23 protein-coding genes are annotated in these 24,648 nt (G+C 65.7%); 12 read left to right on the top strand and 11 right to left on the bottom strand.

The genetic code is table 11. The features are described 5' to 3' along the window. Position 1: 1 nt before the first annotated feature. The 10 genes from rnc to pnp all read left to right on the top strand — a co-directional run bounded on the left by rnc (position 2) and on the right by pnp (position 9,694). Entirely contained in the window at positions 2-685 is a 684-nt protein-coding gene (gene rnc, locus VVD47_RS03540; protein WP_443080929.1) for a ribonuclease III, read from the top strand. Next, positions 682-1,581, top strand: coding sequence for a GTPase Era (gene era / locus VVD47_RS03535; protein WP_327602019.1), 900 nt, complete (start codon positions 682-684; stop codon positions 1,579-1,581). Before rnc ends, era begins: the two co-directional genes overlap by 4 nt. Before the next feature lie 18 nt (positions 1,582-1,599). Beyond that, complete coding sequence (recO, locus tag VVD47_RS03530) at positions 1,600-2,322, top strand: DNA repair protein RecO (RefSeq protein WP_327602018.1); 723 nt, start codon at positions 1,600-1,602, stop codon at positions 2,320-2,322. Beyond that, positions 2,319-3,068 carry a pyridoxine 5'-phosphate synthase gene (locus VVD47_RS03525; protein ID WP_327602017.1) on the top strand — a complete coding sequence of 250 codons (750 nt, stop codon included), beginning with the start codon at positions 2,319-2,321 and terminating at the stop codon, positions 3,066-3,068. The genes recO and VVD47_RS03525 overlap by 4 nt, the downstream gene beginning before the upstream one ends. Continuing rightward, positions 3,065-3,442 (top strand): holo-ACP synthase, encoded by a 378-nt coding sequence (gene acpS / locus VVD47_RS03520; RefSeq protein ID WP_327602016.1) that lies wholly within the window; start codon positions 3,065-3,067, stop codon positions 3,440-3,442. Before VVD47_RS03525 ends, acpS begins: the two co-directional genes overlap by 4 nt. Next, positions 3,439-4,488 (top strand): beta-N-acetylhexosaminidase, encoded by a 1,050-nt coding sequence (nagZ, locus tag VVD47_RS03515; protein WP_327602015.1) that lies wholly within the window; start codon positions 3,439-3,441, stop codon positions 4,486-4,488. The genes acpS and nagZ overlap by 4 nt, the downstream gene beginning before the upstream one ends. Before the next feature lie 73 nt (positions 4,489-4,561). After that, positions 4,562-6,301, top strand: a complete 1,740-nt coding sequence (uvrC, locus tag VVD47_RS03510) for an excinuclease ABC subunit UvrC (RefSeq protein WP_443080957.1) — start codon at positions 4,562-4,564, stop codon at positions 6,299-6,301. 21 nt (positions 6,302-6,322) lie between these two features. Next, entirely contained in the window at positions 6,323-6,886 is a 564-nt protein-coding gene (pgsA, locus tag VVD47_RS03505; RefSeq protein ID WP_327602013.1) for a CDP-diacylglycerol--glycerol-3-phosphate 3-phosphatidyltransferase, read from the top strand. Between the two features lie 89 nt (positions 6,887-6,975). Beyond that, complete coding sequence (rpsO, locus tag VVD47_RS03500) at positions 6,976-7,245, top strand: 30S ribosomal protein S15 (protein ID WP_327602012.1); 270 nt, start codon at positions 6,976-6,978, stop codon at positions 7,243-7,245. 334 nt (positions 7,246-7,579) lie between these two features. Then, positions 7,580-9,694, top strand: a complete 2,115-nt coding sequence (gene pnp, locus VVD47_RS03495) for a polyribonucleotide nucleotidyltransferase (protein WP_327602011.1) — start codon at positions 7,580-7,582, stop codon at positions 9,692-9,694. A 70-nt stretch (positions 9,695-9,764) separates the two neighbouring features. Here pnp and VVD47_RS03490 read toward each other — a convergent pair whose 3' ends face one another. Next, complete coding sequence (locus tag VVD47_RS03490) at positions 9,765-10,292, bottom strand: CopD family protein (RefSeq protein ID WP_327603175.1); 528 nt, start codon at positions 10,290-10,292, stop codon at positions 9,765-9,767. Between VVD47_RS03490 and VVD47_RS03485 the strand changes: the two genes are divergently transcribed. Continuing rightward, positions 10,291-10,800: a hypothetical protein gene (locus tag VVD47_RS03485; protein WP_327602010.1), complete on the top strand. Its 510-nt coding sequence runs from the start codon at positions 10,291-10,293 to the stop codon at positions 10,798-10,800. The genes VVD47_RS03490 and VVD47_RS03485 overlap by 2 nt on opposite strands. An 8-nt stretch (positions 10,801-10,808) precedes the next feature. On the opposite strand, the gene VVD47_RS03480 is transcribed toward VVD47_RS03485, so the two are convergent. The 7 genes from VVD47_RS03480 to VVD47_RS03450 form a co-directional block, all read right to left on the bottom strand. Further along, entirely contained in the window at positions 10,809-11,459 is a 651-nt protein-coding gene (locus tag VVD47_RS03480) for an OmpA family protein (protein ID WP_327602009.1), read from the bottom strand. 89 nt (positions 11,460-11,548) lie between these two features. Then, positions 11,549-11,989, bottom strand: coding sequence for a hypothetical protein (locus tag VVD47_RS03475; RefSeq protein ID WP_327602008.1), 441 nt, complete (start codon positions 11,987-11,989; stop codon positions 11,549-11,551). A 160-nt stretch (positions 11,990-12,149) separates the two neighbouring features. Further along, positions 12,150-12,728 (bottom strand): response regulator, encoded by a 579-nt coding sequence (locus VVD47_RS03470; protein WP_327602007.1) that lies wholly within the window; start codon positions 12,726-12,728, stop codon positions 12,150-12,152. Between the two features lie 91 nt (positions 12,729-12,819). Beyond that, a complete protein-coding gene (locus tag VVD47_RS03465) occupies positions 12,820-14,634 on the bottom strand; it encodes a glutamine--tRNA ligase/YqeY domain fusion protein (protein ID WP_327602006.1) in 1,815 nt (604 codons plus the stop codon). Between the two features lie 111 nt (positions 14,635-14,745). Further along, positions 14,746-15,576 carry a D-hexose-6-phosphate mutarotase gene (locus tag VVD47_RS03460; protein ID WP_327602005.1) on the bottom strand — a complete coding sequence of 277 codons (831 nt, stop codon included), beginning with the start codon at positions 15,574-15,576 and terminating at the stop codon, positions 14,746-14,748. Further along, the gene (locus VVD47_RS03455; protein ID WP_327602004.1) at positions 15,573-16,151 is read right to left on the bottom strand and encodes a DNA-3-methyladenine glycosylase I; all 579 of its coding nucleotides are present in this window, start codon (positions 16,149-16,151) and stop codon (positions 15,573-15,575) included. Before VVD47_RS03455 ends, VVD47_RS03460 begins: the two co-directional genes overlap by 4 nt. A gap of 5 nt (positions 16,152-16,156) precedes the next feature. Beyond that, positions 16,157-16,468, bottom strand: coding sequence for a putative quinol monooxygenase (locus VVD47_RS03450; protein ID WP_327602003.1), 312 nt, complete (start codon positions 16,466-16,468; stop codon positions 16,157-16,159). Positions 16,469-16,761: 293 nt separating this feature from the next. Between VVD47_RS03450 and VVD47_RS03445 the strand changes: the two genes are divergently transcribed. Continuing rightward, positions 16,762-17,094 (top strand): hypothetical protein, encoded by a 333-nt coding sequence (locus tag VVD47_RS03445; protein WP_327602002.1) that lies wholly within the window; start codon positions 16,762-16,764, stop codon positions 17,092-17,094. Between the two features lie 76 nt (positions 17,095-17,170). On the opposite strand, the gene VVD47_RS03440 is transcribed toward VVD47_RS03445, so the two are convergent. From VVD47_RS03440 to VVD47_RS03430, 3 genes are all read right to left on the bottom strand, one after another. Then, positions 17,171-19,879, bottom strand: a complete 2,709-nt coding sequence (locus VVD47_RS03440; protein ID WP_327602001.1) for a bifunctional acetate--CoA ligase family protein/GNAT family N-acetyltransferase — start codon at positions 19,877-19,879, stop codon at positions 17,171-17,173. Positions 19,880-20,055: 176 nt separating this feature from the next. After that, entirely contained in the window at positions 20,056-21,504 is a 1,449-nt protein-coding gene (locus VVD47_RS03435; protein WP_327602000.1) for an efflux transporter outer membrane subunit, read from the bottom strand. Then, complete coding sequence (locus VVD47_RS03430; RefSeq protein ID WP_327601999.1) at positions 21,501-24,644, bottom strand: multidrug efflux RND transporter permease subunit; 3,144 nt, start codon at positions 24,642-24,644, stop codon at positions 21,501-21,503. Before VVD47_RS03430 ends, VVD47_RS03435 begins: the two co-directional genes overlap by 4 nt. Positions 24,645-24,648 lie beyond the last annotated feature (4 nt).

The raw sequence follows: 24,648 nt of genomic DNA, 5'->3' as shown, positions 1-24,648 counted from the left end.
ATTGGTTGGTGTGGTGCAGAGGCGTGACATCGAGAACCGGCTTGGCCACTCTTTTGGCCGCCCCGCGCTGCTTGAACAAGCGCTGACGCACCGCAGCTTCAGCGCCGATCACAACGAGCGCCTGGAGTTTCTCGGCGACGGCATCCTCAACATGGTGATTGCCGAAGCTCTGTATGTACGCTTCTCGGACCTGCGGGAAGGCGAGCTCTCCCGCCTGCGTGCCCAGCTGGTTCGCCAGGATGCACTGCAGAAAATCGCCGAGCGCCTTGGCGTGGGTGAATGCCTGCGCCTGGGGGATGGCGAGATGAAGAGCGGCGGGCATCGTCGTCCTTCGATTCTGGCGGATGCGGTGGAAGCACTTGTCGGCGCGGTCTATCTTGATTCAGGGTTCGAGGCGGCACGTGAAGTCATCCTCCGCCTGTACGCCGACAGTCTTGCGTCGCTTGATCCCGCGAGGCAACTGAAAGACCCCAAAACGACGTTGCAGGAGCTCCTGCAGGCGCGTCGTCTGCCCTTGCCGCAGTACAGCCTCGTGGAAGTGCGCGGTGAGGCCCACGCTCAGGAATTCGAAGTCAGTTGCCAGATCGCGCTGTTGAAGGAGTCTCCCCGAGGTGTCGGCGTAAGCCGGCGCGCCGCGGAGCAGGCTGCAGCCGAGGCCGCACTGGCAGCACTGGAAGCAAAATGAACAGTCCCGTCAGTCCCTCATCCCGTACCGGTTTCATCGCGATAGTCGGTCGCCCCAACGTCGGCAAGTCGACGCTGCTCAACCGTCTGGTCGGGCAGAAGATCAGCATCGTCTCGCGCAAGCCGCAGACCACCCGGCATCGCATCACCGGTGTGCTCACGGAAGGAGCGAACCAGTTCGTGTTCGTCGACACGCCCGGCTTCCAGACGCGGCACCGCAACGCGCTGAACCGTACGATGAACCGGACCGTCACCCAGGTGCTGGCGGAAGTCGACATCGTGCTGTTCGTGATCGAGGCGGATCGCTTTGGCGAAGAGGACCGCAAGGTCATGGAGCTGATTCCGGACAGCGCGCGCGTGGTGCTGGCGATCAACAAGATCGATCTGGAGGAGGACAAAGCGAAGCTCCTGCCCTTCCTGCAGAAGATGGCGGCCCAGCGCGAATTTGCCGAGAGCGTGCCGATCAGCGCACAGCGCGGGCACAACGCCACTCATTTGCTGGAGGCGCTTGCCAAGTACCTGCCTGAAGGCGAGCACATGTACGGCGAGGACGACATCACCGACCGTAGCGAGCGTTTCCTCGCTGCGGAGTTCCTGCGCGAAAAGCTCTTCCGCCTGCTGGGCGAGGAGTTGCCCTACGGCATGACGGTCGAGATCGAGAAGTTCGAGACCGAAGGGGCGCTGCGTCGTATCTTCGCCGCCATCATCGTCGACCGTGACAGCCACAAGGGCATCGTGATCGGCAAGGGCGGCGAGCACCTCAAGCGCATCTCCACCGAGGCGCGCATCGAGCTCGAGAAGCTCTTCGACGGCAAGGTCTATCTCGAGGTCTGGGTCAAAGTGAAGAGCGGCTGGGCGGACGACGAGCGTGCGCTCAAGAGTCTTGGCTACGACTGATCGCTTGGCTTCACGCGCATGAGCACCCGCCTGCGCATCGACGAACAGCCAGCCTACGTGCTGCACAGCACGTCCTGGCGCGAAACCAGCCTGATCGTCGAGGTCTTCAGCCGGGCCCATGGTCGCTTGCCGCTGGTGGCCAAGGGTGCGCGTCGTCCGGCCTCCCCGCTGCGTGGCCTGCTGATGGCCTTCCAGCCTCTGGTGGTCGGCTGGAGCGGGCGTGGCGAGGTGAAGACACTCATGGACGCGCAGTGGCGAGGCGGCCAGCCTTTGCTGGGGGGCGCCGCCTTGCTGTCGGGCTACTACCTCAATGAACTCCTGCTGCGCCTGCTGCCGCGGGAGGATGCCCATTCGCGCCTGTTCGATGCTTACGCCGAGACGCTGAAGCAGCTTGCCGGCTCCGCCAGCATTCCGCCGCTGTTGCGCAGTTTCGAACTGCAGTTGCTGCGCGAACTCGGTTATGCGCCATCACTGGATGCGCTGGCTGACAGCGGCGAGCCTGTTCGGGAAGACGGGCGCTACCTCTTTATAATCGAGCGTGGTCTCGTCGAGGCGACGACAGGGCTGGAGGATGCGCCGGTGCTGCCGGGCCATGTCCTGCTGGCGATGGCGCGCGACGATTTTTCCGCGGCCGAGACCCAGCAGGCAGCACGTCCGCTGATGCGGCGTCTGCTGCAACACTATCTCGGCACGCAAGGGCTGGAGTCCCGCCGTATTTTCATGGAGCTGCAAGAACTGTGATCGAACTGGGCGTCAATATCGACCATGTGGCCACGTTGCGTCAGGCCCGTCGTACTTATGAGCCGGACCCGGTGTGGGCCGCGGTGGAGGCGCATCTGGGCGGGGCGGATGGCATCACCGTTCATCTGCGCGAGGACCGCCGCCATATCCAGGATCACGACGTACGCCGGCTGCGCGACCAGACCCAGATCAAGCTGAATTTCGAGATGGGCGCCACCGAGGAGATGGTGGCCATCGCGGTGGAGTTGAAGCCGGAAATGGCCATGCTGGTACCGGAAGGGCGGCAGGAAGTGACCACCGAAGGCGGGCTGGACATCGTGTCGCAGGAGTCCCGTCTGCGCGACATCGTTGCCCGGCTGGCCGATGCCGGCATCATGACCAGTGTGTTCATCGACGCCGACCTGCCCCAGGTGGAGGCTGCGAACCGGATTGGTGCCCGCGTCTGCGAAATCCACACCGGGCCTTATGCGGCGGCGTTCCACGAGAAAGGGCGTGACGCGCGTAGTCCGGCCGTGCTCGCGGAACTGGACAAGATCCGCCGCGCGGGGGCTGCAATCGTCGACCTTGGCATGCGCTTCAACGCCGGCCATGCGCTGAACTACTTCAACGTGCAGCCGGTGGCGGCCTTGCCCGAGGTGCGCGAACTGCACATCGGGCATGCGATCGTCAGCCGCTCGGTATTCGTCGGCCTGCGCGAGGCGGTGCGGGAGATGAAGCGCCTGATGCGCGAGGCCGCGACACAATGATCTTCGGCATCGGCACCGACATCGTGTCGGTGGCACGCATGCGTCAGGCGCTGGAGCGTCATGGCAACGGATTTGCCGAGCACATCCTGACCGATACCGAGCGCGGAGAGATGGCGCGCGCACCGGATGCTGCACGTTTTCTCGCCAAACGCTTCGCCGCCAAGGAAGCCTTTGCCAAGGCCTATGGCACGGGGCTGCGGGCGCCGCTGACGCTTCATGCCGTGGCGGTGGGGCATGACGAACTGGGCAAGCCCTCCTATGTGCTGAACGACGTGATGCAGGCCGCGATGGTCGAGCGCGCGTTGAGCAGCCACCTTTCCATCAGCGACGAAAAGGAATACGTCGTCGCGTTTGCCATCCTGGAGTCCCGATGAAAGCCGTTCCCGTTCACCTGCCCCCGGGCCCGGTCATGTGCGATGTCGCAGGCACCAGGCTGACGGACGAGGAACGCGAGGTCTTGCGTCATCCCCTCGTGGGCGGCGTCATCCTGTTTTCCCGCAACTACGAGAATCCGGTACAGGTCGCCGAGCTCTGTGCGGAAATCCATGCCCTGCGGACGCCGCATCTGGTCATTGCGGTGGACCACGAAGGCGGCCGCGTACAGCGCTTCCGCAGTGGTTTCACCCGCTTGCCCACGATGCGTGCCCTGGGCGAGCTGTGGCAACAGGATGAAGAGGCGGCCCGCGTGCGCGCCCGTGAAGTCGGTCTGGTGCTGGCCGGCGAGTTGATGGCTTTGGGCCTGGATCTGTCCTTCACCCCCGTGCTCGACCTGGATTTCGGCACCAGTGGCGTGATCGGCGATCGGGCTTTCCATCGCGATCCACGCATCGTTGCCGAACTGGCCACCGCGCTGACCGAAGGCCTTAACCAGGCCGGGATGGGCGCGGTGGGCAAGCACTTTCCCGGACACGGTTTCGTGGCGGCGGATTCGCACTTTGCGATCCCGGTCGACGAACGCGATTTCGACACGATCTGGGCCGAAGACCTGCAGCCCTACCGGCATGCACTCGGCGGGCGACTGGCCGGGATCATGCCGGCACACGTCATCTACCCCAAGGTGGACGATCGGCCTGCGGGCTTTTCGCCGTTCTGGTTGCAGGACGTGTTGCGTGGTCGGCTCGGCTTCGATGGGGTGATCTTCAGCGACGACCTGACGATGGAGGGGGCCACCGTGGTCGGCGACATCGTCGCGCGTGCCGATGCGGCGCTGAATGCCGGCTGCGACATGGTGCTCGTGTGCAATCGACCGGACGAGACGGCGCGTCTGCTGGCGGGCTGGAACCCGGTTTTCCCGGTTGCCAGCGCGGCGCGCATCGAACGCCTGTTGCCGCAACGCGAGGGGCGCGATTTCCTTGCCGGCAACACGGCATACCTGGCTGCGCAACGTGTCGTTGCCGACTGGGTGAGCGCTCTGGCCTGAGCGCCTGCGGGCCGTGAGTTTCGATGCCAAGGCCTTCCTGGCCACTCTGACCGAGCAACCCGGTGTCTATCGCATGATCGGCGATGGCGACGAAGTGCTTTACGTCGGCAAGGCGAAGAACCTCAAGCGTCGGGTCACCAGCTATTTCCAGCGTACCCCGTCGTCACCGCGCATCGGCCTGATGGTGCAGAAGGTGCTGCGCGTGGACATCACCGCGACGCGTTCGGAAACCGAGGCGCTGATCCTTGAGAACAATCTCATCAAGTCGCTGCGTCCGCGTTACAACATCCTCTTTCGCGACGACAAGAGCTATCCCTACATCGCACTGACTGCGGGCGACTTCCCGCGCGTCACCTATTACCGTGGCGCCTTCGAGAAGGGCGTGCGCTACTACGGCCCGTACCCCAACAGCTGGGCGGCGCGCGAAACCATTCAGCTGCTGCAGCGCCTGTTCCAGTTGCGCACCTGTGAGGACTCCGTGTTCGCGCATCGTGCGCGTCCCTGCCTGCTGCACCAGATCAAGCGCTGCACGGCGCCCTGTGTCGGGCTGGTATCGGCGGAGGACTATGCCGAAGACATCCGCCTGGCGAATCTCTTCCTGTCCGGTCGTACCAACGACATCGTCGATGCGCTCACCGGCAAGATGGGCGAGGCCTCGGAACGACTGGCCTTCGAGCAGGCGGCGATGTTCCGCGACCAGTTGCGCTCGGTTCAGAAGGTGCTGCACAAGCAGTACGTGGACTCCGGCAAGGACGAGGACGTCGACATCGTCGCCGCGGTGGAGCAGGGCGCGCTGGTGTGCGTCAATCTCGCCATGGTGCGGGGCGGTCGTCACCTCGGCGACCGGCCGCAGTTTCCGCAAGGCGGCGAGGGCATGAGTGCGGCGGACGCGTTGCTGGCTTTCGTGGAGCAGCACTATCTGGAGCATCCTGCGCCGGCCCGCCTGGTCGTCGCCGGGGCGGATCTGGATGCCGTCCGCGCTGTGCTGGAAGAGGCCTGCGAGAAGCCACCGGGCGTCATCGCCGCGCGTTTCGCCAGCGAGAAGGCCTGGGTGGAGATGGCCGAGCAGAACGCCCAGCTGGCCATCACCGCGCGCCTGCGCGACACCAGCCGGGCGGGGGAGCAGCTCGACGCGCTGCAGGCTGCCATGGGCCTGAGCGAGCGCCCCGTGCGCATCGAATGCTTCGACATCAGCCATACCCAGGGCGAGGCGACGGTTGCGTCCTGCGTGGTGTGGGAAGGCGAAGGCATGAAGAAGGGCGAGTACCGCCGCTTCAACATTGCGGGCATCGAGCCCGGCGACGATTACGCCGCCATGCGCCAGGCGCTGACGCGGCGTTACGAGAAGGTTGCGGCTGGCGAGGGCATGCGGCCGGACGTGATCCTTATCGACGGTGGCAAAGGGCAGGTCGGCGTGGCGTATGAAGTGCTCACCGAACTGGGCCTGGAGAGCATCTGCATGGTGGGCGTCGCCAAGGGAGAGGAGCGCAAGGCCGGCATGGAGCAGCTCATCTGGGCCGATGGCCGGGAGCCGGTGCGCCTCGGCGGCGACCATCCGGCGCTGCACCTGATCCAGATCGTGCGCGACGAAGCACACCGGTTTGCGATCACTGGCATGCGCGCCCGTCGCAGCAAGGCCCGCATCGGTTCGAAGCTCGACGACATTCCCGGAATCGGGCCGACGCGGCGCAAGAAACTGATCGAGACTTTCGGTGGCCTGGATGGCGTGCGCGCGGCGACTGTCGATGATCTGTGCAGAGTCGAGGGGATCAACCGTAAAATCGCCGAGCAAATCTATAACGCCCTGCACTGAAGCCGACAGCTTTCCCCTTACATGAAGAATCTTCCCAACCTGCTGACCTGGGCGCGCATCCTGCTCATACCCCTCGTGATGGGGGTGTTCTACCTGCCCGACAGCTGGCTTTCGCCGTTCATGCAGAACCTGACCGCCTGCGTGATCTTCACGGTGGCGGCGATCACCGACTGGCTGGATGGCTACCTGGCGCGCCGCATGGAGGTCACCTCCGCCTTCGGTGCCTTCCTCGACCCGGTGGCGGACAAGCTGATGGTGGGCGCTGCGCTGGTGATGCTGGTGCAGCTGGACCGCTGCGACGCGATCATCGCCTTCATCATCATCGGCCGCGAAATCACCATCTCCGCCCTGCGCGAATGGATGGCCAAGGTGGGCGCCAGCAAGAGCGTGGCGGTCTCCTACATTGGCAAGCTGAAGACCGCCGCGCAGATGGTGGCGATCCCCATGCTGCTGTTCCACAACGACCTGCTGGGCCTGCCGATCGCCCTGATCGGCCAGGTGCTGATTGTTCTGGCGGCCGCCCTGACCATCTGGTCGATGGCTTACTACCTGCGCCGTGCCGCCCCTGAACTGGCCCGCCATTGAGCATGCTGATCCGGGGTCTTGCGTAAAACCGGGGAATGTGAGTAAAATCGCGTGCTTACGTGAGTTGAAACGACTAACTAGAGACACAGATGGCTATCACCACCGCACAAAAGGCACAGATCGTTGCCGATTACCAGCAGGCCCAAGGTGACACCGGTTCGCCGGAAGTCCAGGTCGCCCTGCTGACCTCCCGCATCAACGGTCTGACCGACCACTTCAAGGCCAACACCAAGGATCACCACTCCCGCCGTGGCCTGCTGAAGATGGTGAGTCAGCGTCGCAAGCTGCTGGACTACCTGAAGCGCAAGAGCTACGACCGCTACCGCGGTCTGATCGAGCGCCTGGGTCTGCGCAAGTAATTCGTGGTCATGGGCGCTTTTGCAGCGCAAGCCCTGCCAGCAGGCGGGGCCGCAGTGATCCGCCAGTGACCGCAAGCAAAGCCGGTTCGCCCTCGTGGCCACCGGCTTTGTTTTTGTTGTTCCGTAGTTCTCGTAGTTCGCCAGGCTCTGCCTGGTTTCGCTTGGTTCGCTCTTAGTTCGCTTTTTCCGCTTTTTGCTTCTCCCCGGCGATCGGGATCCGGTTGGTGCCGGATCGGCCCTTGGCCCCCAGCCGCGCCAGCGCGCTCGATAGATCAAAGCGCGTGCATCACCGCCGTCCGTCGGTACGGGCGCGCGTCTGCTGAAAGGAATCCACATGCCTACCGCAATCAAGAAATCGTTCCAGTACGGTAACCAGACCGTCACCTTCGAAACCGGCGAAGTCGCTCGCCAAGCCGGTGGCGCGGTCATCGTCACCGTCGACGACACCGTCGTACTCGCAACCGTCGTGGCCGCCAAGGACGCCAAGCCGGGTCAGGATTTCTTCCCCCTCACCGTCGACTACGTCGAGAAGTTCTACGCTGCCGGCCGTATCCCCGGCGGCTTCTTCAAGCGCGAAGGCCGTGCGACCGAAAAGGAAACGCTGACCTCCCGCCTGATCGACCGTCCGATCCGTCCGCTCTTCCCGGAAGGCTTCTTCAACGAAGTGCAGGTCGTCGCGACCGTCATGTCGCTGAACCCGGAAGTCGATGGCGACATCCCCGCCATGCTGGCCGTGTCGGCTGCGCTGGCCGTGTCCGGCGTGCCGTTCAACGGCCCGATCGGCGCTGCGCGCATCGGTTACAAGGACGGCCAGTACCTGCTGAACCCGACCGTGTCCGAGCTGGCTGACAGCCAGATGAACCTGGTCGTTGCCGGTACGCAGGCCGGTGTGCTGATGGTGGAATCCGAAGCCCAGCAACTGTCCGAAGAAGTGATGCTGGGCGCCGTTGTATATGGTCACCAGCAGATGCAGGCCGCCATCAACGCCATCCTGGAGCTGGTGGAACAAGCCGGCAAGCCGGAATGGGAATGGACCGCGCCGGCCAAGAACGAAGGCCTGATCGCCCGCGTGCGCGACCTCGTGCAAGCCGACCTGCAGGCCGCTTTCGGCCTGACCGTGAAGCAGCAGCGCAGCCAGGCACTGAAGGACGCAACGAAGAAGGCCGTGAGCGCCATCGCCACCGGCGAAGAAGGTGCGCCGACCGACGCCGACGTGAAGGACATCCTGTTCGCGCTGGAAGCCGAGATCGTCCGCAGCCGCATCCTGGCCGGCGAGGCCCGTATCGACGGCCGCGACACGCGTACCGTGCGTCCGATCAGCATCCGCACCGGCGTGCTGCCGCGTGTTCACGGCTCGGCACTGTTCACCCGTGGCGAAACCCAGGCGCTGGTGGTCACCACGCTGGGTACCGGCCGCGACGAGCAGATCATCGACGCCATCGCCGGCGAGTACAAAGAAAACTTCATGCTCCACTACAACATGCCCCCGTACGCCACTGGCGAAACGGGCCGCATGGGCGCGCCGAAGCGTCGCGAAGTGGGCCACGGTCGTCTGGCCAAGCGCGCACTGGCAGCGATGCTGCCGAAGGCTGCCGACTTCGGTTACACCATCCGCATCGTGTCCGAGATCACCGAATCCAACGGTTCCAGCTCCATGGCTTCCGTCTGCGGTGGCTCGCTGTCGATGATGGATGCCGGCGTGCCGCTGGGTGACCACGTGGCCGGTATCGCCATGGGCCTGATCAAGGACGGCGGTCGTTTCGCCGTGCTGACCGACATCCTGGGTGACGAAGATCACCTGGGTGACATGGACTTCAAGGTGGCCGGTACCGCCAACGGCATCACCGCGCTGCAGATGGACCTGAAGATCGACTCGATCAGCCCGGCCATCATGAACATCGCGCTGGAGCAGGCCAAGGAAGGCCGCCTGCACATCCTGGGCTTCATGCGTGAAGCCATCAGCGGTGCGCGTACCGAGCTGTCGACCTTCGCGCCGCGCATGTTCACGATGAAGATCAACCCGGAGAAGATCCGTGACGTGATCGGCAAGGGCGGTGCGGTGATCCGTGCGCTGACCGAAGAGACCGGCTGCGTCATCGACATCCAGGACGACGGCACCATCACCATCGCGTCCAACGACCAGAACAAGGCCGACGACGCGAAGCGCCGCATCGAAGAGATCACCGTCGAAGTGGAAGTGGGCCGCATCTACGAAGGTACGGTCGTGCGTCTGGCCGAGTACGGTGCCTTCGTGAACATCCTGCCGGGTCGCGATGGTCTGCTGCACGTCTCGCAGATCGCCAAGGAACGCGTCAACAACGTGGGCGACTACCTCAAGGAAGGTCAGGTCGTGCGCGTGAAGGTGCTGGAAGTGGACGAGAAGGGCAAGATGAAGCTGTCCATGAAGGCCCTGCTGGAAGAGTCGCCGGCCGAACCGGCTGCGCAGTAAGCGCGCTTCTTCGCTTCAGAGAAAAGCCCACCGGAAGGTGGGCTTTTTCTTTGTTGTTGGGTGCTGCGGCTCAGAACAGTGCCCGCCCCAAGAGCGCGATGGCGACGGTGAGCGTACCGAGCCCGAGATTGATGGCAACCAGTTTGCGGATGCCGCCGAGTGCCGCCGCAGCGGATGCCCAGTCCTGTGCCGTGACGCCGCGCCGGAGGCGCGGAAACAATGCGAAGCGGATATGGCCGTAGATCGCCATCATCAGGATGCCGACGCCCGCCATCACGTGAATCGACACCGGCGGACGGCCACCGCTGCCCATCATCAGGCTCATCAACCAGATGCCGCTGATCAGCAACACCGGCACCGCGATGCTCACCATCGTGAAGAAGCGGGCCAGGATGGCGTGCATCAGAGGCAGGCGTTTCGGTGGTTCGAGCTGCGCGACGGCCGGGCGCACGGCAAAGTGCATGATGGCCATGCCGCCGATCCAGACGATGGCGGCGGCAATGTGCAGGAAGACCAGCAGGCTGGGCAGGTACATGGCGAAGGATATTGTTGTGGGTGGAATGCCATTGTGCCCGCTGCACCCAGCAACATGAACCATGCCGGTCACGGCTGGCCGACTCTGCTATCGTCCGCAGCCTCTACACAGGGCCATCACCATGCACATCGAAAGCACTCCGGGAACTCCGTCCGCCTTCGCGGCCGAGTGGTTGTGCCTGCAGAACAACCATGAGCAATACGAGCGCCTCTGCCTGTGGGTGAAGCTGGCGGCGGTGGTGCTGAGTCTGGCGATGCTGTGGGGGGCGTCCTGGCTGGGTGTGTTCGCCGTGCTGGTGCTATGGCTGCAGGAAGCCATCCTGCGTACCTCGCAAGCACGTCTCGGCGCGCGCATCCTGCGCATCGAAACCATCCTGCGCGCTCCGCCGACGTCGCATGAAAGCAGCGCGGCCAGCGCATTCCAGTTGCATTCGGAATGGCTGGCCGCGAGGCCGGGTGCAGCGAGGTTGTTACGGGAGTATCTGGGGAATGCCTGGCGGCCTACTGTCGGATATCCCTATGTCGTGCTGCTCGTGCTACCGGCCTTTTTCATGCTGGGCGCGCGGTTCTGAACGCGCGATCAGCCCGGCGCGCGTTCGGCGACGAAAATCTCCACGCGGCGATTCTTCGCACGCCCCGATTCGCTGCCATTGTCAGCTACGGGCTCGCGTGAGCCGCGACCGTCGATGGCCACCCGGCCGGTGGCGATACCGCGGTCGCCCAGATAGGAGCGCACGCTCGCGGCGCGATTCACCGACAGCGGATTGTTGATCGCATCCGAACCCGTGCTGTCGGTGTGGCCGATGATGCGCACGTTGGTCGCCGGATTGTTCTTCAGGCTGTCGGCAAACTTGTCCAGCACCGGACGGAAGTTGCTCTTGATGTCGGCGCGGCCGACGTCGAAGGACACGTCGCTCGGGATGTCGAGCTTCAGCTGGTTGTCCGAGGTCTGGGTCACATTGACGCCGGTACCCGCTGTTGCCTGCTCCATCGCGCGCTTCTGCTGCTCCATGCGGTTGGACCAGATGTAGCCACCGAGTGCGCCAACCGCAGCACCGATCGCCGCGTCACGGCCTACGTGGTCACTACCGGTCAGGCCGCCGATGGCTGCGCCGGAAGCTGCGCCCACGCCCGCACCGACAGCGGTGCCGCGTTGGGTCTCGGTCATGCTGGCACAACCGGAGATGACGAGAAGGCCGGACAGGCCGATGCAAAAGGCTTGTTTGATCATGTTCGAACTCCATTTCTTATCGATCAGGGGGGGCTTCGTGCCGCAACCTGGAATAGTGATGTGAGGTGGCTGCGGCAGGGGTCTAACGCTCACTCTTCAGGAAAGTTGAGCATCAACGACGGAGGGTTGGAGGACTGGACAGGCGGAACGTTCAAGGTGCCCGTCCTGCGCTCGCCGTCGAATTCGGCATCCACCTTGTAGCGGCCGGCGGGCAGCTTCAGCAGGCAGATGGGGCCGGGGCTCTGCCAGCTCACCGGCTGGGTCAGGCCGCCGCCGGAGACGGTGAGCTGCACGTCGCTGAGGTAGCCCCCTTCCTTGCCGGCAGTCAGCATGACTTTGGCATTCGCTGCCCCGGCAGAGCTCATCGCATCACGGCTCTCCAGGCTGACGCCCGAGCAGAAGTGTTGCACGCCCTGGGTGTTGGCCCATTCGGCGTGTGCGAGGGAAGACGCGGAAACTACGATCGCCAGCAGGCTGGCCTTGGCGAGGGCGCGACGATTCGCCGTACCCGAAATCTGTTTGTGACGCATGACAATCCTCCTTGCGTGAGCCGGCGTGACTGCCCGTTGCGGGGCAATCCAGGCGGACGGGTTTGCAGGTGAATTGTTCGCGCAGCGCGCGCCGGCAAGCGCCGGATGAAGCTGAGTTTGCCGTCAGACGAGTCTGGCAGCGATGGCGAGAGACCTAGCCTCAGGCCACAGGAGGTGCGGGGGGCGGTGGAGGGGCGGCGGTTGCATCGGTGATGCGCCGGCGTGGCATCAGGTCACTGTCCAGCAGGCGCTCGATGCGTGCGAAAACCTCCAGCCGGGAGAAAGGCTTTTTCATGAAGTCGTCGGCGCCGATCCGGGTACCGAAGAACTGCTCGGTCGCCTGTTCGTTACCACTCATCATCACGATGGGAATGTTGCGCGTGAGCGGATCGCGTCGCATCAGGCGCAGGGCGGCAAAGCCGTTCATGCCGGGCAGCACGATGTCGAGGAAGATCAGGTCGGGCTGCTGGCTGCGGGCGATCTCGATGCCTTGCTCGGCGTCCGGCGCTTCCAGTGTCACGTAACCCACCGAGCGGAGGATCTTCGCGAGTGCGGCGATGATCGTCGGCGAGTCGTCGATGATGAGGGCGCGTGTGCCTTCCCGGGCATTCACGCGCTCGCGGGTCCGCCGCTCCATCTGTGTGGCAGGACCGGCCGGCGTTTCCACCGGTGCAGCAGGCGGTGGCGCAGCTTCGTTGCCCTGGCCCAGCAGGTTCTTGAGTTTGTCGAAGATGCTCATTCGCGCCAGCCTCCCTGGCTTTCGTGCGATGCCTGTGTGGCAAGAATGTGGCAATTGCGGCGAGTGTGCCTTGCCATCTCGTGTGTGACGCCTATTTTGCCCAACTGTCCTTCAGCGTGGTCGTGCGGTTGAACACGATGTGCCCCGGCTGGTGATCCTGGCTGTCGGCCACGAAGTAACCGTGCCGCTCGAACTGGAAGCTGGTGCCCGCGGGCGCCGCGGCCAGGCCCGGTTCGACGAAGGCCGTGACGACCTGTTTCGATTGCGGGTTCAGTGCCTCCAGGAAATCACGGCCACCGGCGTCGGGATGGGCTTCGCTGAACAGGCGGTCGTACAGGCGCACTTCGGCCGATGTGCCTTCGCTCGCGCTCACCCAGGTGAGGACGCCTTTCACCTTGACGCTGTCCGCGCCGGGCGTGCCGCTCTTGGTGTCCGGCACGATCTCGGCCAGCACTGCGGTGACCTGCCCACCCGCATCCTTCTCGCAGCCGGTGCAGCGGATGACGTAGCCGTACTTCAGGCGGCTCATGCTGCCGGCAACTTCCACGCCCGCCGCGTCGGTGCGCGGCGGAGTGAGGCGGTGATAACCCTTGGGCGGTTCTTCCATGAAGTCCTCGCGCTCGATCCAGATTTCCGGCGTGAGGTTGAACTGGCGCCTGCCCATTTCCTCGTGGTGCGGATGCACCGGCGCACTGCAGGGCTCGACATGGCCCGCACCGAATACGTCGTTCCAGTTGGTGAGCTTCAGCTTCACCGGGTCCAGCACCACCATCGCGCGGGCGGCCTTGCCTTCGAGGTCGTCGCGCAGCGCGATCTCCAGGCTGCTGTAGTCGATGAGGCTGCTGGACTTCGTGGTACCGGTGCGTTCGCAGAACAACTGCAGGGCCTCGGGCGTGTAGCCGCGGCGGCGCAGGCCGACGATGGTGGGCATGCGCGGATCGTCCCAGCCATCCACGTGCTTCTCGTCCACCAGTTGCTTCAGCTTACGCTTGCTGGTGATCACGTAGGTGACGTTCAGCCGTGCGAACTCGTACTGGTGCGGCAGCGGCTTCGCCAGCAGGCCACCATCGGCCAGGCGCTCCAGCAGCCAGTCGTAGAAGGGGCGTTGGTCCTCGAACTCCAGCGTGCAGATGGAGTGGGTGATCTGTTCCAGCGCATCCTCGATGGGGTGCGCGAAGGTGTACATCGGATACACGCACCAGGTGTCGCCGGTGCGGTGGTGCTCGGCGTGGCGGATGCGATAGATCGCCGGGTCGCGCAGGTTGATGTTGGGCGACGCCATGTCGATCTTCGCACGCAGGATCAGGCTGCCGTCGGCGTGCTTGCCTTCGCGCATCTCGGCGAAGAGTTGCAGGCTCTCCGCTGCGGGGCGGTTGCGCCAGGGCGAGTCCTTGCCCGGTTCGGTCAGCGTGCCGCGATTGGCGCGCATCTCTTCCGCACTCTGCGCGTCCACGTAGGCGAGGCCCGCCTCGATCAGGTACTGCGCGGCGCGGTACATGAACTCGAAGTAGTCGCTGGCGAAATACAGGTGCGAGTCGTTGTTGGCTTCCCAGCCGAAACCCAGCCACTTCACCGCGTCGACGATGGAGTCGACGTATTCCTGTTCTTCCTTCTCCGGGTTGGTGTCGTCGAAGCGCATGTGGCAGACGCCGCCATAGTCGCGCGCGAGGCCGAAGTTCAGGCAGATGCTCTTGGCGTGGCCGATGTGCAGGTAGCCGTTCGGCTCCGGCGGAAAACGGGTGCGGATCTTCGCCGGGTCGGGCTGGCCGGCGGACTGGTGCGCAGCGTCGCCGGGCGAGCCGGCCCAGCGGCGGCTGGCATAGGTGCCGGTCTCGAGGTCGCGCTCGATGATGTTCTTCAGGAAGTTGCTGGCCTGGGCGGGCGCGGTGTCCTTGGGGGTGCTCACGGTGGTTCCGGTTCGGTGCGGGGAGGGCGCCCGTGGCGCCCGGAAGACAAGGATTCTAGCGGGAATGAACCCGCCAGACGCAGCCTGCGACGGTCGGCCCTGCCGTGGCGGCTACAGCGCCACCAGGGTCTGCCGCCCCCACCAACTCTGCTCCGGCGTCAGCGTGACGGCCTGGCCGATGGCGCCTGCCTCCACGCACAGGTAGCGGCGGAAGCCGTCGGGAGGCAGGTCAGCGATGCTCGGCGTGCGGGTCTCCCACGGGTTCCACACCACCGCGTCCGCGAAATTCTCGGCGTTGATGCCCAGCGCGCGCCGGGGTTCGCGTAGCAGCAGCGGGCGCTGGAGGTCGAAGTAGATGCGGTCGAGCTCGCGGTCCACCACCAGTTCGGTGCCGGTTTCGGTGCAGTCTTCCTGCTTCAGCACGTTGTCGAAGTAGCGCAGGCCGCGCAGGCCTTCGAGGGTGGCTTCCTCCACCTCGCGGACGCCGAGGTAGGTGTGGAGGGCCGCGGTGAAGCTGAAGGCTTCATCGTCGGTGTTCAGCACCTCCAGTTCCATGTCCAGGCGCTGGCCGGTGATGCTGACGGTCAGCTCGCACTGGAAGGCATGGGGCCAGGCTTCGCGGGTCGTCTCGTCGTCGACCAGGCGCAACACCGTCATCGCGTAGTCCTCGCCGGTGCGCTCGGTGATGCATTCCCACGGCAGGTTGCGCGCGAAGCCGTGCTGGGGCAGGGGGCCGCGACGCGAGAACTGCGGGAAGCAGATGGGTACGCCCCCGCGCACCGGTTCGCCCGGCTTGAAGATGGCGCGGTCGGACAGGTACAGGCGCTCCTGGCCGCCTGCCGGCTTCCAGGACAACACCTGTGCGCCCTGCAGCAGGACGGTTGCCTCTGCGCCGTCCGGTGCGACGATGCGTACCGCAGGCAATCCCTTGAAATCGATCATGGTCTGAGTTCCCGATGGCGGAAGCAGGTCGTGAGGTGATCATTCACCATGCCGACGGCCTGCATGTGTGCGTAGATGATGGTGCTGCCGACGAACCGGAAGCCCGCGCGCTTCAGTTCCTTCGACAGCAGATCCGAGACAGGGGTGCTGGCGGGCACCTGGCTGGTGCTCTTCCAGCGGTTCTGGATGGGTTTGCCATTCACGAAGCCCCACATCCATTCGGCGAAGCTGCCGTGGCGCGCCTGCAGTTCTAGGAAGGCGCGGGCGTTGCCGATGGTGGCGTTGATCTTGGCGCGATTGCGCACGATGCCGGCGTCCTGCATCAGTTTCTCGACATGCCTGTCGTCCCACTGTGCAATCTTGCGGGCGTCGAAGCCGGCGAAGGCGCGCCGGTAGTTCTCGCGCTTGCGCAGGATGGTGATCCACGACAGGCCCGCCTGCGCACCTTCCAGCGTGATGAATTCGAACAGCTTGCCGTCGTCATGCACCGGCACGCCCCACTCTTCGTCGTGGTAGGCGACGTACAGCGGGTCCTCGCCGGGCCAGGTGCAGCGCTTGGGGGCGGTATCGGCCACGGTGCTCAGTTCAGCTCTTCGACGGCCGGCCGCAGGATGCGCAATTGCGGCAACCCGGCCATCTTGCCGATGAGCTGCATGACACCGCGTCGCACGTGCGGCGAGGCGAGGTGACGGTCCAGGCTGGCCTGGTCTTGCCACAGCTCGATGGTGTTCATGCGCGTCGGATGCTCGCTGTCTGAATAAACGTCATAGCGCAGGCAACCCTCTTCCATGCGGCTGAGGTTGGCAACCTCGGCCATGATGGCGTGGACATCTTCCAGGTGGGCAGGCAAGGCCTCGGCAATGATGATCACGTTGATGGGTCGCGTGTTCATGTGTGCAGGGGATGGCGTGCGGACCCCGACGGGTCGCGGATGAGTGTTTTTGCGTCACAGCATTCTACATACAGCTCGGCGCCGAGTGGCGCCGCGGAGCTTGAGCCGGATCATGCTGCATGCCGGCGGGAGCACCGTTGCACACGTGAGACACCGGCCGCCGGTATGCCTCCGCGAATCCTACAGTCCTTGCCGACGATGCCTACAGGGAGCGCCCGGTGCGCGGGCCTAGAGTGGTCCTGACGGCTGCTCTTCTGAAGGCTGTCCTCGCAACTGATAAAAGGAGTGAAATCATGAAGACTCGATCCCGTATCCTGGCCGGCCTGGTTGCCGGTTCGTTCATGGCCGGTAGCGTGATGGCAGCAGAAGTGAACTGGCTGTCGAAGGAAATCACCGAAGAGAAGGCCGGAATGGTCTCCTACGGTCAGACCAAGGAAGAAGTGATCAGCCAGCTGGGCCGACCGGCCCTGGCAGGCCACATCCCGGGCAACCCGCAAGGTGAATCGCTGGTGTATGAAGTAACACCGGCAGCGGGCTCCAGCATCGGTGATGCACAGCTCTACGTCGAGCTGGACCCCAGCGGCCGGGTGAAGAACTCGGTGCTGGTGGAGCAGGATTCGGACTAAGTCCGTCCTTGCCGGTACTGCGCCTTGCCTCGTGCAAGGCTGACAGGAACGCCCCGCTCCGGCGGGGCGTTCGCGTTCACGGCATCGGGGGCGGGGCGGCCGTTTCCAGGTCCAGCACGCCGTGTCGCAGCCCCTGGTCCTCGGCATCGCGCGTGACGACGAAGCCCAGCCTTTCGACGAAGCGGATCATCCGTTCGTTGCTGGCGAGGAAGGAGCCTTTCATGGTCTTGAGGCCACGCTCCTTCGCGCTTTCGATGATCAATGCCATCAACTGGCGGCCCAGGCCGCTGTGCTGGTATTCGTCGGCGACGACGATGGCGAACTCGCAGCTGTCGGCATCCGGATTGGTGGCGTAGCGCGACACGCCGATCTGGAACTCCTGTCCGTCGCGTTCGACGGTCGCGATGAAAGCCATCTCGCGGTCGTAGTCGATCTGCGTCAGCTTGGCCAGCAGGCTCTGCGGCAGTTCGCGCAGCGCGTTCATGAAGCGGAAGTACTTGGTCTCCGGTGACAGGCGGCGGACGAAGGCCTGTTCCAGTTCCGCATCCTCCGGCTTCAGCGGCCGCAGCAGGACCGGACTGCCGTCGCGCAGGCTGGCGTGCCGCACCATGTTGGCCGGGTAGGGGTGGATCGCCATGTGATCGTAGCGACCCGCCAGGTGCGCCACGCTGCCGATCTCGATGCGGGCGTCGATCACCATGGCGGCAATGTCGTCCACCAGCAGCGGGTTCAGCTCGACGGCACGCACCCAGGGCAGCTCGCAGACGATCTCCGAGACGTTCTCCAGCAGGTCCTCCACGGCCTTGACGTTCGCGGCGGGCAGGCCGTCCAGCGCCTGCATACGCCGGGCTGCGCGCGTCTGCGACAGCAGGTCATTGGCGAGGAAGGCATTGAGCGGCGGCAGGCCGACGGCGCGATCAGGCCAGTATTGGGGGTCGAGGCTGCGCTCCCCCACGCCGATGACCGGGCCGAATACCGGGTCGCGCCATACGCGCAGCATCAGCTGGCGCACGTTCAGCGCGTGCTCCGTCGGTTCTATGACGATGCCGTCATGTACCGCGGCCGGCATGCTGCGGGCGATGTCGGCACTCATCTCCGCCCAGGCCAGGTTCACCGCCACCGCGCTGTGCAGGTCGTGGCGCGGCCTGACGGCTCCCGCGCCCTGCACCGGCAGCGGTGCATTGGGTCGCAGGGTGACCGGGAATCCGAGGGCAGCCGCGACGGTCTCCGCTTCGTCGGCGTGGTAGGCCACCTGCATCGGCACCGTGGGAATGTGGAAGGCGGTCAGCAGGGCCATGGACTCCAGCCGCGTGAGCGTGGTGCGGCGGGCCAGCAGCGCCGTGTCGATGATCAGGCGGGCGGCTTCCAGCAGGGGCGGGCGGTCTTCCACGATGGGGGCCGCCACTTGCGTCAGCAACTGCTGGTTGCGGTAATACGCGCTGAGGTTGGAGAACAGCTCCACCGCATTCTCCGGTGTGCGCAACGACGGTATGCCGGCGGCCTGCAGCAGGTCGCGCGCGGTGCGCGCCTGTTCGTCGCCCAGCCAGCAGGTGAGGATGGGCTTGTCGGTTTTCTTCGCCAGCGCGATGACGCGCTGGGCCACTTCCACCGGACGGGTCATCGCCTGCGGACTCAGCAGGCACAGCACGCCGTCCACGCCGCTGTCCGTCAGCAGTTCGGCCAGCGCCTGCGCGTAGCGCTGGGGGTCGGAATCGCCGACGAGGTCCACCGGGTTGTCGCGCGACCACTCCGGCGGGAGGATGCGGTCCAGCCGCACCAGCGTGTCGGTGGACAGGTCGGCCAGCGGAATGCCGAGATCACCCGCGCAGTCCGCGGCCAGCACACCCGGGCCACCGCCATTGGTCACGATGGCCAGGCGGTTGCCACGCGGCCGGAAGTGCGCGAACAGCGCCTTGCTGGCGGCATACAGCTGGGACAGGTTCTGCAGGCGGATCACGCCGGCGCGGCGCAGGGCGGCGTCGAACACCGCGTCGTCGCCACCGGTCACGCGGGTGTGCGACTGCGCCGCCCGCAGGCCGACCGGATGGCGGCCGCTCTTCAGCACCATCACCGGCTTGGCGCGCGCAGCGGCGCGCAGGGCCGACAGGAAACGTCGCGCGTCGCGCACGCCTTCGATGTACAGCAGGATGGATTCGCAGCGGTTGTCCCAGACCATGTAGTCCAGTACTTCGCCGAAGTCGATATCGCTGGCGACGCCCAGCGCGACGATGCTGGAGAAGCCCACCTGGTTGGGTCGGGCGTAGTCGAGGATGGCGGCGCACAGCGCGCCGGACTGCGAGATGAAGCCGATGCTGCCGGGCAGGGGCTTGCCCAGTGCAAAGGTGGCGTTGAGCCCGAGCGAGGGCCGCGCCAGCCCCAGGCTGTTGGGCCCCAGCAGGCGCAGGCCGTGGCGCTTGGCGTTGCGCACCGTTTCCATTTCCAGCTGGGCACCGGCGGCGCCGGTCTCGCCGAAGCCCGCCGACAACACGACCGCTGCCTTGACGCCGGCCTTGCCGCATTCGCTCACGATGTCGGGCACGGTGCGGGCCGGCGTCGCGATGATGGCCAGATCCACCGGGCCGGGCACATCGCCGATGCGGCGACGGCAGGTGATCCCCAGCACGGTGCGATGCTTGGGATTGACCGCGTGGAGGCCGCCCTGGTAGCCGGCATCCAGCATGTTCTGCACCAGCACCCGGCCCAGCGCGCCTTCGCGCTCGGTGGCGCCGATGATCGCCACGCTGCGGGGGTCGAACAGTGATGAGAGGTAGTGCTTTTCGTCCATGTTGCGTGCGCAAACCCGGTCAGCCTTCCCATCGTGCCGGCCGCAGCTTGCTGGCTGCTGACCGGCGCCCGATGCACAGTGTAGCCATCGGTGGGGCCGCGGCTTTGCCCTGCGTCGACTTTCCGTGCGCCGGGCCTCGGTTCCGGGCGCCCGGTTTGCGTATCTGGTTGGCTTGCTCAGCGATTCGTCGCGGGAGGCGACGCCTCGGCGGTCGGGGCTGTGTCCGTGGCAGCCTCGCCGCCGCCCAGTGCGGCGTATAGCTGGATCAGGGCGGCACGTACCGCGCGTTCGCTCTGCACCCGGCTGAGCTCCACGGCGAAGAGCTGCTGCTGGGCGTTGAGCACCTCGAAGTAGTCGGTCACGCCGCCGCGGTAACGCAGGTCCGCCAGGCGCAGGCGTTCGCGGTTGGCGGCCACGCCGCGCGCCTGGGCGGCCGCCTGGTCGCGCAGGTGCTGGTAGCTGGCCAGCGCGTCCTCGACTTCACGCAGGGCCTGCAGCACGGCGGCGGCATAGCGTTCGGTGGCCTCGCGCTGGCGGGCGTTGGCGAGGTCGAGTTGCGAACGCAGGGCGCCACCGGTAAACAGCGGCTGGGTGATGCCGGCGCCGACCGACCAGGCCTCGCTGCCCGCGTCCAGCAGCCGCGACAGGTCGTAGCTGGCAAAGCCGAGCAGGCCGGTGAGGCTGATGCTGGGCAGGAAGGCCTTGCGGGCGGCGGAGACGTCGAACTGGGTGGCGGCCAGGCTGCGTTCCGCGGCACGGATGTCCGGCCGCGCCTGCAGCAGTTCGGACGGCAGGCCCGCGCCCAGCGTGGCGGGGGCGGGCAACTGCACGATCTGGCGCGTGCGTGCCAGCTGCAGCGCCTGTGGCGACCGCCCGGCCAGCACGGCCAGGGCATTCTCCACCTGCACGCGATTGGCCCTCAGTTCGGCCAGCGAGCTCTCCGAGGTGCTGAGCGCGGACTCGGCCTGGCTGACGTCCACCTGCGAGGCCACGCCGCCGCGGAAACGCAGGTTCACCAGCCGCAGCGATTCGCGCTGTGCCTTCGCGGTGTTTTCGGCAATGAGCACCTGTTCGTCGACTTCCAGCAGGCGCAGCCAGCCTTGCGCCACCTGCGACACCAGGCTGACGCGTGCGGCGCGGTAGCTCTCTTCGGTGGACAGCCAGCTCTGGCGCGCAGACTCCGAGCTGTCGGCAATGCGCCCCCACAGGTCGAGCTCCCAGTTGGCCAGCACGGCGACCTGGCCGGATTCGCCGATGCGGTTGTCGACGCCGGCGGCAACCGGCTGCTTGCCGCGCGTGGCATTGCCACCCGCGCTCAGCATGGGCCAGCGGCCGGCATCCTGCGTGCCCCACAGGGCGCGGGCCTGGTCGACGCGGGCGGCGGCAGCGCGCAGGTCGCGGTTGTAGCGCAGGGCGGCGGTGACCAGTTCGTCCAGCTCCGGATCGGTCAGCAGCGGTATCCACGGTTGCGCGGCGGGGTCGGCGCCTGCTGCCGTGTAGCGCCAGGCCGGCGGCATGTCGACCTCGGGCGGGGGCACTTGCTGCTTGCTGGCACAGGCGGCCAGCACCGCGAGCATTGCAAGGCCCAGGCTCGCTGGCAGGATGCGACGGACGACGCGTCTCATGGCGTGCCTGCCTTTCCACCCACGTCGACGCCGGTGGTCGTATCGGCTGCCGGCGGCGAAGCCCGTCGCTTGTCGCGCCGGTGGTTCATCGCGTAGAAGAACAGCGGCGTGAAGAACACGCCGATCAGCGTGGCGGCCAGCATGCCGCCGAGGATGCCGGTGCCCACCGAGTGCTGGGTGGCGGCGCCGGCGCCGGTGGCCTTCACCAGTGGCAGCACGCCGAGGATGAAGGCCAGCGAGGTCATGACGATGGGCCGCAGCCGCAGCCGCGCGGCCTCGATGGCGGCGTCCAGCGTGCTCTGGCCTTCCTCCCAGCGTTGTTTGGCGAACTCCACGATGAGGATGCCGTTCTTGCCCGCCAGGCCGATCAGGGTGATGAGGCCGACCTGGAAGAACACGTCGTTGGCCGTGCCGCGCAGGAACAGCGCGACCAGCGCGCCGAGGATGCCGATCGGCACCACCAGGAACACCGCCACCGGCAGCGAGAAGCTCTCGTACAGCGCGGACAGGAACAGGAACACGAAGATCAGCGACAGCACGAAGATGAAACCCTGCTGGCCGCCGGACTGCTTTTCCTGCAAGGACTGGCCGGACCATTCGTAGGTCACGCCTTCGGGCAGCTTCTCGGCGGCGATGCGCTCCATGGCCGCGATGGCCTCACCCGAGCTGTGGCCGGGCGCCGAGGTGCCGTTGAGCTGCACGGACGCGTAGCCGTTGTAGCGGTTCAGCGCGATGGGCGCGAAGCGCCATTCGGTCTTCATCAGCGACGAGAAGGGCACCAGCTTGCCTTCGATGTTGCGCAGGTAGAAACGGCCGAGGAAGGACGGGTCGGAGCGGAACTGCTGCTCGGCCTGCAGCTTCACCTTGAGGTTGGTGCCGAACTGGGTGAACTGGTTGATGAAGCTGGAGCCCATCAGCGCGCCGACGCCTTGGTACAGCTCCGCGAGGCTCACGCCCAGCGCCTTGGCCTTGTTGCGATCCACGTCCAGGTACAGCGTTTGCACCATCGGCGCCGCCACGCTGCGCACGCCGATCAGGGAGGGCTCCTGCGCTGCGGCGGCGGCCATGTCCTGCGCGGCCTGGTCCAGCTTGGCGCGATCGCCGTCGGTGGACACGAGCCGGAAGTCGAAGCCGGCAATGTTGCCCATGCCGGAGATCGGCGGTTCGTTCAGCACGTAGACCCGCGCCTCGGGCAGTGCATACAGCGAGCGGTTGGCGCGCTCGATGATCTTCAGCACGAACTGGTCCGGGTCCTCGCGCTCCTTCCAGTCCTTCAGCGTCACGTACAGGAAGCCCTGGTTGGCGTAGCGGTAGAAGATGGAGAAGCCGGTGATGGCCACCACGTTCTGCACCGCGGGTTCCTTCAGGAAGTAGGCCTCCACCTGCTTCACTACTTCCAGCGTGCGTTCCGGCGAGGCACCCGCGGGCAGGTCGACGGCTACCATTACCGTGCCCTTGTCCTCTTCCGGCACGAAGCCGGTGGGAATGGTCTTGAACAGCAGGACCAGCCCGCCGATCAGCACCAGGTAGATGAGGCCGAAGCGCAATGCGCGCTTGATGACGCCGCCGACGCCGGTGGTGTAGTGCTGCGTCACTTTCGCGAAGAAATTGTCGAAAGCCTGGATCGGCTTCGGCTTGTGCATGCCCGGCTTGAGGATCAGCGCGCAGAGCGCCGGCGTCAGCGTCAGCGCGGTGATGGCCGACAGCAGCGTGGAGATGGTGATGGTGATGGCGAACTGCTTGTACAGCGTGCCGGTGACGCCGCCGAGGAAGGCGATGGGCACGAACACCGCGCAGATCACCGAGGTGACGCCGACGATGGCGCCACCGATGCCGGCCATGGCCTTTTTCGTCGCTTCCACGGCGGAGAGATGCTCGCGGTGCATGATCTCTTCCACCGACTCGACGACCACGATGGCGTCGTCCACCACGATGCCGATGGCCAGCACCATGCCGAACAGGGTCAGCATGTTGATCGAGAAGCCCATCACCAGCATGCCGGCCAGGGTGCCGATGATGGACACCGGGATGGCGATCATCGGCACCAGCGTCGCGCGCAGGTTGCCGAGGAAGAGGTACACCACGATCAGCACCAGCACGAAGGCTTCCACGAAGGTGTGCAGCACCAGCTCGATGGAAGCGGTGACGAAGCGCGTGGTGTCGTAGGGGATGGACCACTTGATCTCCGGCGGTAGCGTCTTGCCGAAGGTCTCCATGCGCGCCTTCACCGCCTCGGCCAGCTTCAGCGCATTGGCGCCGGGGCGAAGGTAGATGCCCATCGCCGAGGCGGTCTTGCCGTCCAGGCGGGAGACGATCTGGTAGTCCTCGGTGCCCAGTTCCACGCGCGCGACGTCGCGCACGCGCACCACCGAGCCGTCGCTCTGCGCGCGCAGGATGATGTTGGCGAACTCCGACACTTCCACCAGGCTGCCGGCGGTCTGGATCGGGAAGGTCAGCACCTGGCCGGTCGGCGCAGGGGCCTGGCCGATCTCGCCGACCGCGAAGTTCTGGTTCTGCTCCTTCACGCCGTTGATCACGTCGGTGACCGACATGCTGTACTTGGCCAGCGCGTCCGGGTCCACCCACAGGCGCATGGAGTAGGGGTTGCCGAACAACGTGACGTCACCCGCGCCGGGCAGGCGCTTCAGTTCGTTGATCAGCGCGGTGTAGGCGATGTTGGACAGGTAGAACTGGCCGTAGCGCGGGTCTTCGGAACTCAGCGCCACGATCATCAGGATCTGCGGGTTGGTCTTGTCCACCTTCAGGCCCTGTTGCAGCACGATCTCCGGCAGCAGCGGCTCCACGCGCTTGGCGCGGTTGTTGACCTCCACTTCCGCGAGGTCTAGGTCAGTGCCCGGCTCGAAGGAGATGGTCAGCTCCATGAGGCCGCTCGACGAGCTGGTGGAGCTCATGTACAGCAGGCCTTCGATGCCGTTCATCTCGCGCTCGATGGGCGCGGCGACGGTCTGTTCCAGCGTCTCCGGGCTGGCGCCGGGATAGGTGGCGGTCACCTTGACCTGCGGTGGCGCGACCACCGGGTACTGTTCGATGGCGAGCTGGCTGACCGACAGAAGACCGAGCAGCACGAGGATGGTGGCGATGACGGTGGCGAACACCGGCCGCGTGACGAAGAAACCCATGATA

Origin of the sequence: Uliginosibacterium sp. H1 (genome assembly GCF_036017065.1) — a bacterium.
Classification (GTDB): domain Bacteria; phylum Pseudomonadota; class Gammaproteobacteria; order Burkholderiales; family Rhodocyclaceae; genus Uliginosibacterium.
This window is presented reverse-complemented; position numbering and strand designations above follow the sequence as displayed.